This window comes from Caballeronia sp. GACF4 (assembly GCF_023631025.1).
Taxonomy (GTDB): Bacteria; Pseudomonadota; Gammaproteobacteria; order Burkholderiales; family Burkholderiaceae; genus Caballeronia.
In genome coordinates this window covers 349,227-362,240 of the sequence record NZ_JALQDW010000018.1, presented here as the reverse complement: position 1 = coordinate 362,240, position 13,014 = coordinate 349,227, and the positions used below count along the sequence as shown (strand labels likewise).

Below are 13,014 nucleotides of genomic sequence, written 5' to 3'. Positions count from 1 at the left end.
TGCCTGTATCGTACAGACACTTATTGGCTTGAGCCTGGGTTGAGGCTCATTGCTTTTATATTTTCTTGCTTTCATTACGGATTCCGAAATTCCATCTCAAAGGCAAGCCTTACGCATGAGACCTGGCCTGCATCAACGCGTCCTGTCTGTATGATTGGCGTTTGGTTCGCTACAAAACCGCATTGCCGTTTGTGTGTCAGCAGCTTCGATATCTCCTGCTCACGGCTGCAAGTCGGCCTCACCCTCTTGTGGTCCGCCGTAATCGTTGATTGCTGTGTAGTGCAACTTCGCGCCTGGACCAAAAATGTCGCCGGTTAGCGCGAAGACTCGGGTCTCACCTGGACCAACCATCCCGCCCTCATCGAACACGGCGGTGCGCGCGCCGTCGGTTAGCGTGATTCGATCGAAAGAGACGAAGTACTGGCTGGGATTGAATGCCGCGATCTTGTTGGCGGCGTCGCCAGGCTTTATTTGCCACACGACCTGTCCGGACGCGCTATCAGGTTGACCCTTCAGTGCGCTTGGCCGATAGAAGAACTTGATACGTGAGCGGAACGCAAGTTGTAGCTGATTCGCGTCCGCCTCATCGCCCGTTGGTTTGGGCGGAACCTCCAGCACGTTCAAGTAAAGGATCGATTCCCTATCCGCGGGCAAAGGCTCGCCTGATGACATGATCCGCAAAGTCTGAGACTTGTCCGGATCGATCCGCATGATGGACGGTGTGATGGCGAACGGAACCTCGATGGTGTCCGGCGCGGTGTCCGGATTACCATTGTCGATCCACACCTTCACCAGGCCAGGGAGCTTGCCGTTGTTGGTCAACTTGACCGTGACCTCGGAGTCGCTCTGGTTATAGATGACGCGAGTTCCTGCAATAACCACCGATGCTTCGGCATCGTGCGTGCGCCCGAGCATCACCGTGCTCAGGGTTGCAATGGTGAGGATCTTTATCGCAAGTTTCATTGGCGTTGTGTCTCGTCTTCAAGACGTTGCATTGAACGGCGGGCCGCAATGACATGACGATCTCCGTGGCCCGCACGTCGCTTTACTGATAGTCGATGCTATAAACGACAGAAGAGTTGGCCGCACCGGCGGTGGTTACGCCAGTTGCGTAGTACTGAACGTTGTAGCTAAGCGTTGCCGAACCGGACGAGATGTCGGCAGCCTTCGAGTTTTGCAGATCGGTCGAGTAGCCCGCCTTGATTCGACTGCCATCCAAGTTCAACAACTGCATCTTGACGTTGCTGGCACCGCCAGCCGTGACGGTCAGTCGGCCGTCGGCGGGATCGACCGAGGTGCCGGCTTCGTAGAAGACCGCTGCCTTGCTGGAGCTCGTCACCGGGGTGCATCCCGTCAAAGCAATCTGATAGGACGTCGTTCCGGCTGTCTCGCCTGCGGCTTTCAGCGTACTGGTCGAGATCGTCGGCAGCTTGACCGTGAAGTCCTTGGCCGAAGTCCCATTGCCGTTGATGGCGCAGGTGGAGGCAGTCAGGGCGCCGTTGAACGTGATGGTTCCGTCAGATGCGAAAGCACTGCCGGTAAACACGGCAAAGACACCCGCGAAAAGCGTTGCGACAACAGATTTCTTCATTTGATAAATTCTCCACGTAACCTGATTTTCTTGCAATATTGGTAGTACTACATAAACTGCCAGTTCGATTCCGAATGGATCGTTGGGTCATCTGGCCAACCCCGGCTCCTCCTCGATGTTATAAAGATTCGCAGTTCCTCTTCGCTCACGCGCCTAGTACGATGCCCATACCGACGCGCACGATGGTGCTATTGCCGCCTGCTGTAGAAACGCCAAGGTTATAGTTCACCGTTCCTTTACGATTCCAGCTTGAAACGCCTATACCGAGCGCCGCCTGACCGCGATAGCTCGCCATGCCTGCATTGAACGTGGTCCGCCCCGGCAAATACGGCGTGGCAATGTTGAGTGCTGAAGCCGCTGCAATACCTCGTCGCGCGGCGCGATCGACATCGTCGATACGACCGTTCACGCCGCCGATAACGTCGTTGAGTTGTCCAAGGTTGATTGCGTCGGTGCGCGTCGTCGCAGCCCCGACGTTCGTGATCTGGCGCTCGTGGCCCGTGCTGCCGACCGACACCGCGTTATCCCGGTCGGCTAGCGAATTCGCACCTATTGCCACGGCATTTTCGCCGCTTGCCATCGCGGAATCGCCGAGAGCGCTCGCATGTGCGCCAAGGGCGATTGCATCGCTGCCCAACGCTACGGTCGCCGTCTTTTTGGTCGAAGGAGAGCCAATCGATGCCCGCATTGCAACGTGTGGCCCTTCTGCCAGTTCGGGTCGTTGCGCGGCATGGCTTACATTTACGGCATTCGGAGGCGTTGAGTCAGGCAGCGCGGCAAGACTCGTTATGAGGCTTCTGGCCTCCTCCAAACGTACTGTTGGCTTTCGATCGAGGGAACGACTCACCACATCGCCGACAACGATCTCCGGTTCATCCGCTCTCAACATGGTGGCGACGAGTCGACTCGCGGGATGGGTTGCGGCCGTGGTGACATTGCCGACGTCGGCCATCAAGGCTGGCGTCATCTGTGGCATCTGCGCAGCGCGCTGCTGTCCCAGTGCGTAAAGCGACCTTTCCGGCGCGTCGTGCCGCGTGTGATCCAAGTGCGCGGCGATGTCATCAACCCGCGCGGTGACCATGTCGCTGCCCGAAACGACTGCGTGGTGATGATGCTTCCATGCACCCGCAGCGTGATGCGCGACGCGCGGTGCAACCCGCCGCGTTCGGTTGGAATGCATCGGTGTCCCAACGCCTTGTTGAACTCGCGCGTGGGCGGCGCGCCGCTTAGTAAATCTTTGCACATGGCCCGCAAGCTTGTCCGGTGGCGCGCGTCGTTTTGATGCGTCGAGCGATAAAGGCGTGGACGAACGCACGGTCATGCGTGTGTCGAATACCTTGCCGTAATCAGCGGTTTTATCAAGCCCATTGCTCACGAATGGGGTGGCGAAGAACACGGCATGTTGAGGCCGCGTATGCTTCGTATTAGCCAGCAGCTCGTTGCTCGCCGTTGCATCGGATCTAAGAGAGAAGCGTTGCGCGAACGATAAATCGTGCGGCCAGCCTCGCAAATGAAGCTTGGGAGAATCGAACGATCGAAGCGGCTCGGATGACTCGACTTGCAACACGCCTGAGCCGATGGCGCCTGCCTTCAACGATTTCGAATCGTCCATGCCCACCGACGAATAATCACCGCGCGTCCTGGCCGCTCTTGCGTTTTCGTGACCTGCGTCTCCACTGGCTTGCGCCGAAGCGTACGAAACCGTGCCGCCAAATCCCACGACGAGCAAAGCCTTCGCGGCACCGGTTAGCGCGCGCGGTTTGAAGAGCTTGACATTGCGCACTCTGCCCGTCTTGACGACACCCGCGGCATGCGCTGGTTCAACGTGGATCGATTCGCGGGATGACGTCACTCGTTTTCCTCATTAGATTTTGGTCGACTTCTCGAATGCACGCGGCATCCAACATGAAGGTGATTCGCGTGACTGAAGCGTACAAATCCCGGACGCGACGAAGGTGATACTCCTTCATTACTTGTGCGTTTTTGGGGCAAGACATGCGAGCGATGTCGTTCGACGGGGACCCCCGATGTCGGATTTCTTTCGCGCGCGTTGAATATTTAGTGCATGGGCAGATCTGCGAAACCTACACTGCCTCTGCAGAGCAATTTCGAGCCATCACGAAAATTGGTCGCCGATGCTCTGTGATACTCAGTTATGCACATCCGTCCATTTACAAGGATATCTAACCATGCAAGCAAATTTCGACAGCCGTGCCTCGTTCTCGATGAACCTGCCGAGGTTTCCGTCCTCGACTACCGGTTTCGAACAGAACTCGTCTTTTTCGAGCAATCGGCCGCTTCAGATGATGTCCATGCCCTACGGTGGCATGTCGCTCAATCAGCCGTTCAACCAGTCTTTCAGTCAGCCCTTCAATCAGCCGGCCATGCCGCGTGCATTCGGCGGCAGCAGCATGTCCAGTTCGAACTTCAGTTATTCGACGCAGCAGATGTCGCGCGGCCCGGACGGATTCAGCCAGTCGGCGACTTCGGCCAGCTACTCGTCGTTCGAGCGTCAGAGTCCTGGCCGGGACATGCAGTACAACAGCATGCAACCGAGCGGCTTTTCGAACCAGATGCGCGGCGACTTTAGTGATTCTTCGCAGCAAATGTCACGCGGCCCGGACGGATTCAGCCAGTCGGCGAGTTCCGCCAATTACTCGTACTTCGAGCGTGAGAGTCCGAGACAGGACATGCAATACAGCAGCATGCAATCGAGCAGCTACCTGAACCGGATGCGTGGGGACGCCTGTGACGGCGCGGCGGGTCAACAAAGCCAATGGTCGGACACGGGCGTACACGACGGAAAATCGTCCATCGACCTTGGTGATTACAAGCTGGACTTCGATAAATCCAAGTCCTCGATCAACCTTACCGATGAGAAAACGGGTAATCAAACCAAGGTCTGGGGCGATCCGCATATCGATCTCAATTCGGGTACGCCGAACCAGACGAGCGGGATGTTCAATGGCTCGATCGACTTCAACCTGCCGGATCACACCCGCGTGAGCATCGGCACGACACCGGCTAACGGCAATTCGAACGTATCCTTCGCCGATAACGTGACGGTTACGCAGGGTAATCGGGCATATGTCGTCAAGGGGTACGAACACACAACCCATCACCGGTAAGGAATCGCTTTGGGGCGACTATCAGCCGTCGCAGAGTCAGCTCAAGCTGATCAACGCGAGTCCGACTTTCATCTCGGACATACATACAGCGAGTGATCGGATCGATAGCGGAGCCTATAAGCCCATTGCGATCAAAAGCGACTCAATGGTGCAATTCGACCCGGTCGATAAGCGCGTCGTTCTCACGCCTGACTTTCGCGACGGAGGCGACACTGAGCAGATGGGAACCTTGTCTCACGAACTGAGCCATTTCCTCGACGATCCCGCTGAGCGGGCATTCACGAAGGACTATGGGGTCAACCCGCGTGATCCGGACGCATACAATCAGGCGGCGACGCGCTACGTAAGAGCGCAAACGGTGGCGGAGGCCAAGCACAACCGCAAGCACAACCGCAAGCACAGCCGCAAGCACAGCCGGAAAGTGGCTCGAACGCGGGAGCTTCCGTTGACCAGTCGACGGCGGCGTCTCCCAATGACGCAGCTGAAGACACTTCCTCGGGCGATGATGCCTGAGTTAGCCGAGCGTTAATGTGCCGCCACCTCACAGCGTTGTCAGCGGTGAGGTGGCGGCTTTCGAGCAGACGAGCCGTATCGGAAGAACCGTCCAGTTAGCGAAGGTGAGACGCGACTGCCGCGCCGTGCGCGATCAATTGGCGTGATGCCAGCGCCGCCGCCGGCGGCAGCTTCTGCTGACGCCGGCAGCCGACGCGCAAGCGCGCCGGGAAGGCTACTTAAGCCTTGAAGTCCGATGCAGTCACCGCCTGATGCGTCTGCGCATTGATCCGCATCTTCCTCTGCATTTCTCGGGCGACAGCGTGAAAGTCACCGGGCCGTCCCGATACGTCGATGCCGTGGCCAATGCGATCGTCAAAGCCCAGGAGCAATTGCCGCCGCCGCAGCAGACGCTCGAACAGACGCAGATACGCGTGTTTCCGCTGCGTTATACCCAGGCACAGGACATCACCTATACCTCGGGGAATCGTCAGCAGACCATCGCGGGCGTGGCTTCATTGCTCCGGACGCTGATGGGAAACACGAGCGTGGCGAGACCGGCGGCGACGAACACTCGCGGACGCCCGGATAGCCTGCACGGCACGGTCAAGGGGATTCCGCCTTTACCGAGCGTGCCCGGGTTCACGGAAACCGCACAAGATGCCTCGGTGGATGACAGTCCGGCGGAACTTCCCCAATCCGCCGTGACGCCGGCAAGGCGCAACATCGTCGCGGACCCGCGCACGAACTCGGTCGTGGTGTACGACGTACCGGCGATGATGCCCGCCTACGAGAAGGCCATCTCCATGCTCGACCGGCCGCAGGATCTCGTGGAAATCTCGGCTCTCGTGATGGATGTGTCGAGCGATGCCGCCAGGGAACTCGGCGTTCGCTGGGGCGCTGGGGCTTCATCCAGCCGCCAGTCAAACACGCGTGGTTCCGTAGCGCCTGCCCTGCCGGGAGCGTCGTCCGTCGCCCTCGGCGTGGATGCGGGACTCACGCTGACGACGTTGATCGGCAATTCCGCGCACTTCCTCTACGAGCAGATCCACGCGCTCGAGAAAACCGGTCGCGCGCGCATCCTGTCTCGTCCTCGCGTGCTGACGCTCAATAACGCCGAGGCAGTCCTTTCGTCGCACAATTCCATTTATGTTCGCGTGGCAGGTAATCAGGATGCCAATCTATTCAATGTCGACACGGGACTCACGCTCAAGGTTACGCCCACTGTCGAGCAAGGCGGCGGCGAGCACAGCAGGATTCTTCTCAGCGTGCAGATCGAGGATGGCTCCTTCGACGGCGACGCGTCGGTTGACGGCATACCGCGCGTCAACAGTAACTCGATCATCACTCAGGCCATAGTGGGCGATGGCGAGAGCCTGCTGATCGGCGGCTACGAATACGAGCATACGCAAACGAGCGGATCGAAAGTCCCTATCCTGGGCGACATTCCGATCATCGGGACGCTTTTCGGCGATGAGCAGACATCTTTCGATCGCACCGAGCGGCTCGTCCTCATCACACCGCGATTGAAGCGGCTGAAAGCGGACGCCGCGGCGCCGGCCGAACTCTCCGTCGACGATGTGCCCGCTCTCTCGGCGATCACCGGAAAGGACTATCCGCGGCCGCCCTTGCCCGATGCGGCGTTTCCTCCGTTGCCACCACTGCCGGCCAGTCAGCTTGCCGCTCCACGCAATGCCGCGCATGCATCGCAAGGGAGCAAGCAATGACCGACGCACGACTCTTCGTCGCCTCCGGGCTGCATGCGGGCGCGAGCATCGCCCTAACGGCGGACCGCGACTTGCAAATCGGCAGCGCGGCCGACGCCGACCTGATCCTTTTGGATACCGGCATCGCGCCACATCACGCGAGCGTTCGACTGCACGGCAACAGGCTCGAACTGCATGCCGCTCACGCCGACATCGCGGTATTCGGGCAAGCGCTCAAAGTGGGCGCCCGAACGCAGTTGCGCCACGGTGCCACATTCCGGCTGGGAGAGACGGCCTTGCAGTTCAGCAACGGCGCCCCGCCGACAGAGCAGGCCATGAAAAGCGCGGAATCTGCATGGCTCCTTGCTCACGCGCCATTTACGTGGCTGCGAAGGAAGTGTGCGCGCATACCTCGCTATCAATGGCTTGCGATAGCGATCGTGCCGCTCGGATTCGCGTTGCTGTACAGCCTGAATACCCTTGTTCCGAGACCTCTAGAAAAACGGTCGTCGCCTCTGGACGAGCCCGCCTTTCGCAACGTTCGCCAGCGCACGGATCAGACAACGGGCGCACGTGTTTACGAGGGTTACGTACAGACCGCCGCCGACCTTGGCGCCGTTTCCCTCGTCGCGCGCGCACGCGGCGGCGCGGTGCGTGTGCGCGTCGCCGTGATCGACAGCATGCGGGAGCAACTGAGCGATTTTCTCGACAAGTACTACCGCGGCGTCCGTTTGCGTGCAGGCGAACGGCCCGGCGTGTTCGTCGCGACACTTCCCGCAGCGGACGCCTATCTGCAACCCGAGTCATGGGACTACGCGCGGGTCGACCGGCTCGCGCAAGGACAGGTGGATGGATTAGAGGCGTTGCGCTTCGACGGTCACGAGAACAACAGCGGCCCCGTGCGTGTTCCGCTCGAAGCGCTCGGATTGAATCTGCTGAATTCTCCGCACGCCGCGTGGCTCGCCGACCAGCAAGGAGCCCGATATTTCGCGGGAGCGCATCTGTCGATAGGACGGATCGAGCGAATCGACCCATGCGGCGCATCGGTGATTCGCGATGACGGAAGCATCTATGTCCTGATTGCACAACGCACGAGTTCCGGCAAGTCCTGCTAGCGGCTCACGCCGCCGGAGCCGCACCCGACAGCCCCTTACCGGTGCGCTGCCCTTCGCGCGTCGGCGCGCCGCACGAAGGTTCATGGAGTCTGCACGATCCTTTTAGCGCGCCATCACTTATATAGGAAAGCAGAATATGTCGATGCAAGCGGCAAATATCGGTTACACCCCTGCCATGTTCGGTTATGGCATGGGCGGCGCCCAGGGCGGCAGCATGATCGCACCCGACGGCACGCTGTCGCTCGGAAGCGTGGCGGACGCCGTCAAGCGAAACCTGCAACAGCAGGCCCAGTCGATCAATCAATCGGAGCAAGACGCTAGCGCGCAGAGCGCGCAAGGCGGCCAAAACGGTCAAGGAGGGCAAGGCGGAGCCGGAGGCGTGGGCAGCGCCAGCATGCTCGACATGCAGAAGAAGGTCGGCGAGTACACGTCTTCATTGCAACAAGGGACGTCCATCTTGAGCAGCCTGGCGGAAACACACAAATCCGTCGCGCAGAACACGAAGTAAGCCAACGCACACACCGGCGGGGCCTCCAATGCGGGGGCTCCCGCGCGCCGGATTTTCCTGTCCAACCAAGAATATTCACGATGATGCTTTCGCAAGCAGTTGCCATCCAATCTTTTCAGGTCGACGCGACGCCGCCAGCGATCGCCGCCACACCGGCGCAACTGGATGCCGGCACGGGAGGCGAAGGGATCACGCGCCTTGCCGAGCAAGCTCAGTTCGCCTTGCAAGGAGCGGCCGCGCCCCTCGGCGCGTTGCTCGATCCCACCCGCCGACGGCCGCTTACGACAGGCGAGATGCTCACGCTGCAAGCCGCCGTCAGCGACTACTCGGTCACGCTGATTACGCTGTCGCATCTTGCCCAGAGCGTAGGCAGCGCCATCCAATCCATCACTCAGAGAACGTAATGCGTCGCGCGCTCATTCTTCTGCCGCTCGTCCTGCTCGGCGCATGCAAGACCTCGTTATACGAGGGGCTGGACGAGGACCAGGCCAACCGCATCGTCGCGGTCCTCAGTCAACACGGTGTCGAGAGCTCGAAGGAGCGCAACGCCGACAAGACGTGGACCGTATCCGTCGATGAAGACGAAGCCGTCACCGCGACCGAGCTGACCGGCGCGTATGCCTTGCCCCACGCCAGTCATGCCAATCTCGGCGAACTCTTCAGCCGCCAGGGATTGATCTCGAGCCCCGAAGAAGACCACGTGCGCTACGTCTATGGTCTCACCGAAGAATTGGCCGCCACGCTCGAAACGATCGACGGCGTGCTGGTGGCGCGGGTGCATATCGTCGATCCGCAGCGAGATCCGCTACTCGGCCCCCCGATGCTGCCGAGCGCGTCTGTCATGGTGCGATATCGCAGCGACGCGAATCTCGAGCCCATGCGCGAGAAGATCCGCGCGCTCGTCGCCGGCGCGGTGCAGGGGCTCACGCAAGACAAGGTCTACGTGACGCTCGTTCCCGTCATGCCGGTCGTCACGCAAATCGATCTGTGCGCGCAGACGGGCCACTGTCCGCCACCGCTTGCCGATCAGCGCAAGGTCGAGCGTGTCCTCATCGTTCTGACCGTCATGGCGCTGCTGTTGATCCTGGCCGTCTGGGTGTGGGATTCGGGCATTCGCGCATTGCCGCGGATACGCATACCCGGTGTGACGTTTTTCAGGCGGCGGACCCGCCAGGCCGTGCCGGCGAAGCCGAAGCCGGGCGCAGCCGCCAACGACTCCTCCCATTCTCGCGAAGACCGCACATGAAATCCCTACCCATTCTCGACGTCGCAGGCTGGGCGCATCACAGCTGGTGCGGACGAGCCACGCCCGCACGCAGCGAGCGCGCCCGCGCCGCAGCCGCCTTGCATCTTTTCGCGCGCTTTCCGACGCTCGCCGAGGCCGGCGCCAAGCAATTGCCGTGGTTCGCCGCGCCGCTCGCGCGCCCGGCGTGCGGACGACTCTTGCGCCTGTGCGCCGCGCTGGCGTGCGCGCGCTCGCTGCGCCTTCTCGTGAGCGCCGCCGCGCACACGCAGTTCTCGGGCGCGGTGGGCTTGCCGCCGCTCGCGCGGCTCCAGTGCCATCGGCGCGGACAGCAGCCCGACCTGAGGCTCGACTCCCCTGTCGACTTCTTCAACCGGCGCAGCCTGTGCATAGCCGGGATCGCGCTCGCACTGCGGGCGACGAGCGGCCACGCACAACGGCTGTGGATGAAAGTGCGTCTGCCCTGCGAGTACGCCACGGCCGCGGCGCAATGGCGCCTGCCTTTCGTGTCGGCGCGAGCGGCGCTCGAATTGATCGGCGATGCACTGCAACTCCTCGACACAGAGAGGCGGCCATGCTGATCTGGCGAGTTTCCGACTGGCGGGTCGAATCGGACGGTTACATTTGCGCCAACGATCTCGCCTTGCTGCAAGACCTGCCCGCGCTGCAACGCGTGAATGCACAACGTGCGAGGCAAGAGGCAGCCGACCTCGCGCAACGCGCCCGGCGTGTCAGACGGCAGGCGCTCGCACGCGGTTTCATCGCGGGCCGCGCGGCGGCGGTGCATGACCTCGCCATGCCGGCCGCCGCGGCCGCCTTTGCGCTTCGTGGCTTGAACGATCGCCTCGTGAAGATCGTCGTCGAGGCCGTACGCGACGTCGTCGGCGACATGCCTGCCGGCGCGATCTTTCCGAATCAACTTCGCCGCAGTCTGCAAGCGGCGCCTGGGCAACGGCCGCTCTCCGTGCGCGTCTCGGCATGCGATTACGAGGAAGCCAGGCAAGCAGTCAGCGCGATGGAAGACGAGCTGGGCCTGACGCTCATCACCGTTCTTGGCGACGCCGATCTGCCGCCGCGTTCGTGCGTGGTCGAAACCGATATCGGCGTAATCGATGGCAGCTTGCGGCAGCAGCTCGCCGCACTCGAACGCGGCATCCGCGATGCGATCGCCGCCGTGCTCGACGAATACACGCGTCTGGACGACCGTCTTCTCAGGCAATTCGATGTCATCGAGCAAGGACTGCGCGACACGCTCGACGTCCTTTCCCGCGATGCCGCGCCGGCCGGCTGGATCGCGTGCAATGCCACGAGCGGGGGCGCCGCGATATGAATCCGTTCGCCGGCCTCGAACGGCTCACACGTGAACAGGCGGAGCGGCAGAACATCGCTGCCTTGCATTTCGGCGCCGACGTGCCAGTGAGCGTAGGCCATCGGCGCTACACGCTCGCGTTCGAGCCGTGTCGCTCGCACTATCCGCTGCGGCTGCACGGCATGGCCTGCGGTCAGCCGCTGGTACTCGATCTGGATGCGCGGGCGCTTATCCCCGAACTTTCGCGCCAGAGTCTGGAAAAGACTGGGAAGCTCGCACACAAGCTGATTGCCGACGCGTGCGAGGACTGGCTTTGCGCGCTGGAAGGCGCATTCGGCTTCGCGCTCGATGTGACCGGCGTTTCCTATGACGCGTCGCCCGCGCCGGGCGCCTATGGCCTCGCGCTTACGCACGTCCAAAGCGGACGCACGGCGAGCCTGTCATTTCACTGCGAGGCGGTGGATCGCTGGCTGCGGCGCCAGCCTGATCCGCAGTGCAATTCGAGCGCGCTTGCGCGCCAGATCGTCGTCAGCATTCCGGTCTGCGTCGCCGGACCAACGCTCACGCTCTTGCGTTTGCGGCGCATTCGCGCCGGTGACGCGCTGGTGCTCGACAAATCAGTTCAATACCTGCGCTTGCCTCTTCGCAACGGCACACAGCGCATTCTCTTGAAAACTCTTGGAGATCAGATCGTGCTAGATCGCCCCATTCTCAACGAAGACAATCAGCCATCCGAACTGACCAGCGAATTCATTCCGGTCGAAGCCCTCACTTTTCCGTTCGACGCCGTGATCGGCTCGATGCGCCTGTCCTTACACGAACTCAGCCGCTTGCGACAGGGTTCGCTGGTGTCGCTGCAGCTTTCGGTACGCGAGCGCTCGGTCACGCTGTTGTGCCAGGGATTGCCCTTCGCCAAGGGAGAACTGGTGAACATAGACGATGTGCTGGCCGTGCGGATCACGAGCGTGCTGCAATCCGCCCATCCGGACGTCGCGTCATGATCGGAGCGCAAACCGGGCAACTGCAACTCGTCGGCGTCTTCTTTCTACTGAGCGTGGCGCCGCTCGTCGTCATCATGTGCACCTCGTTCACGAAGTTCAGCATCGTCCTTACGCTGTTGCGCTCCGCGCTCGGAGTGCAGCAAGCGCCCGGCAACCTGGCGATATCCGGTCTCGCGCTCGCGGCAACCCTGGTCGTGATGGCGCCTACCCTGCACGCTATCGGCGACGCGCTCTCCCTCGACGAGGGCGTCGAAAGCGGGCAATTGCCGCCCCTCCCGCAGATGATCGACGCCGTTCGTGGACCGCTCGGGGAATTCATGCTGGCGCACTCACGCCCGGCAGAACGTGCGTTCCTGCTCGACGCGGCAAAGCGCACCGATCCCGCTCTCGACGCGCAAGAAAGCGACTTCACGCTGCTCGTTCCGGCGTTTCTGATCAGCGAGATTTCGAGCGGCTTCGAAGCGGGCTTCCTGCTCTATATCGCCTTTCTCGTCATTGATCTGGTGGTCGCGAACGTGCTGACCGCCATGGGCATGATGATGCTGTCGCCGAGCACCGTCTCCATTCCACTCAAGCTCTTCGTGCTGGTGGCTGCCTCCGGCATTCCCAGACTCATGCATGCACTCATTCTCGGTTACGCCAAGTGAATTCGCTTCCTTCCCTTACCTCGCTCGCAACCGACGCGCTGTTGCTCGTGTTCTGGCTTTCGTTGCCAATGCTCGCCGTCGCGACCGCAGTCGGTCTTTTGCTCGGTCTGTTGCAATCGGTCACGCAGATCCAAGATCAGAGTCTGCCGTACGGTGCAAAGATCGTGTGCGTCGGACTCGTGCTGATCGTGACGGCGCCGTGGGCGAACCGGGAAGTCGCGCGTCTTTTGAGCCATATCTTCACGATGATCGCCTCGGGCCGCACGCATTGACC

15 protein-coding genes are annotated in these 13,014 nt (G+C 61.3%); 12 read left to right on the top strand and 3 right to left on the bottom strand.

The features are described from left to right. Positions 1-219: 219 nt before the first annotated feature. The 3 genes from NCR40_RS16725 to NCR40_RS31485 form a co-directional block, all read right to left on the bottom strand. Positions 220-963 carry a fimbrial biogenesis chaperone gene (locus NCR40_RS16725; protein ID WP_250510016.1) on the bottom strand — a complete coding sequence of 248 codons (744 nt, stop codon included), beginning with the start codon at positions 961-963 and terminating at the stop codon, positions 220-222. 82 nt (positions 964-1,045) lie between these two features. Continuing rightward, complete coding sequence (locus tag NCR40_RS16720; RefSeq protein WP_250510015.1) at positions 1,046-1,591, bottom strand: fimbrial protein; 546 nt, start codon at positions 1,589-1,591, stop codon at positions 1,046-1,048. Positions 1,592-1,736: 145 nt separating this feature from the next. Then, positions 1,737-3,185, bottom strand: coding sequence for a YadA family autotransporter adhesin (locus tag NCR40_RS31485; RefSeq protein ID WP_350029304.1), 1,449 nt, complete (start codon positions 3,183-3,185; stop codon positions 1,737-1,739). Between the two features lie 595 nt (positions 3,186-3,780). Here NCR40_RS31485 and NCR40_RS16710 point away from each other — a divergent pair. The 12 genes from NCR40_RS16710 to sctS all read left to right on the top strand — a co-directional run bounded on the left by NCR40_RS16710 (position 3,781) and on the right by sctS (position 13,012). After that, positions 3,781-4,719, top strand: coding sequence for a DUF1521 domain-containing protein (locus NCR40_RS16710; RefSeq protein WP_250510014.1), 939 nt, complete (start codon positions 3,781-3,783; stop codon positions 4,717-4,719). Between the two features lie 145 nt (positions 4,720-4,864). Beyond that, positions 4,865-5,248 carry a hypothetical protein gene (locus NCR40_RS16705; RefSeq protein ID WP_250510013.1) on the top strand — a complete coding sequence of 128 codons (384 nt, stop codon included), beginning with the start codon at positions 4,865-4,867 and terminating at the stop codon, positions 5,246-5,248. A 235-nt stretch (positions 5,249-5,483) separates the two neighbouring features. Continuing rightward, on the top strand, positions 5,484-6,938 hold the full coding sequence (gene sctC / locus NCR40_RS16700; RefSeq protein WP_250510012.1) for a type III secretion system outer membrane ring subunit SctC: 1,455 nt from the start codon (positions 5,484-5,486) through the stop codon (positions 6,936-6,938). Next, positions 6,935-8,032 (top strand): FHA domain-containing protein, encoded by a 1,098-nt coding sequence (locus NCR40_RS16695; protein WP_250510011.1) that lies wholly within the window; start codon positions 6,935-6,937, stop codon positions 8,030-8,032. The genes sctC and NCR40_RS16695 overlap by 4 nt, the downstream gene beginning before the upstream one ends. A 142-nt stretch (positions 8,033-8,174) precedes the next feature. Further along, entirely contained in the window at positions 8,175-8,540 is a 366-nt protein-coding gene (locus tag NCR40_RS16690) for a hypothetical protein (protein ID WP_250510010.1), read from the top strand. An 80-nt stretch (positions 8,541-8,620) separates the two neighbouring features. Continuing rightward, positions 8,621-8,944, top strand: a complete 324-nt coding sequence (locus NCR40_RS16685) for a hypothetical protein (protein WP_250466923.1) — start codon at positions 8,621-8,623, stop codon at positions 8,942-8,944. Next, positions 8,944-9,786, top strand: a complete 843-nt coding sequence (sctJ, locus tag NCR40_RS16680) for a type III secretion system inner membrane ring lipoprotein SctJ (protein WP_250493340.1) — start codon at positions 8,944-8,946, stop codon at positions 9,784-9,786. Before NCR40_RS16685 ends, sctJ begins: the two co-directional genes overlap by 1 nt. After that, a complete protein-coding gene (locus tag NCR40_RS16675) occupies positions 9,783-10,364 on the top strand; it encodes a hypothetical protein (RefSeq protein WP_244828245.1) in 582 nt (193 codons plus the stop codon). The genes sctJ and NCR40_RS16675 overlap by 4 nt, the downstream gene beginning before the upstream one ends. Then, positions 10,358-11,113 (top strand): FliH/SctL family protein, encoded by a 756-nt coding sequence (locus tag NCR40_RS16670; protein WP_250510009.1) that lies wholly within the window; start codon positions 10,358-10,360, stop codon positions 11,111-11,113. The genes NCR40_RS16675 and NCR40_RS16670 overlap by 7 nt, the downstream gene beginning before the upstream one ends. Continuing rightward, entirely contained in the window at positions 11,110-12,093 is a 984-nt protein-coding gene (locus tag NCR40_RS16665; protein ID WP_250510008.1) for a FliM/FliN family flagellar motor switch protein, read from the top strand. Before NCR40_RS16670 ends, NCR40_RS16665 begins: the two co-directional genes overlap by 4 nt. Beyond that, positions 12,090-12,740 (top strand): EscR/YscR/HrcR family type III secretion system export apparatus protein, encoded by a 651-nt coding sequence (locus NCR40_RS16660; RefSeq protein ID WP_250510007.1) that lies wholly within the window; start codon positions 12,090-12,092, stop codon positions 12,738-12,740. The genes NCR40_RS16665 and NCR40_RS16660 overlap by 4 nt, the downstream gene beginning before the upstream one ends. Next, positions 12,737-13,012 (top strand): type III secretion system export apparatus subunit SctS, encoded by a 276-nt coding sequence (gene sctS / locus NCR40_RS16655; protein ID WP_244828251.1) that lies wholly within the window; start codon positions 12,737-12,739, stop codon positions 13,010-13,012. The genes NCR40_RS16660 and sctS overlap by 4 nt, the downstream gene beginning before the upstream one ends. Positions 13,013-13,014: the final 2 nt, after the last annotated feature.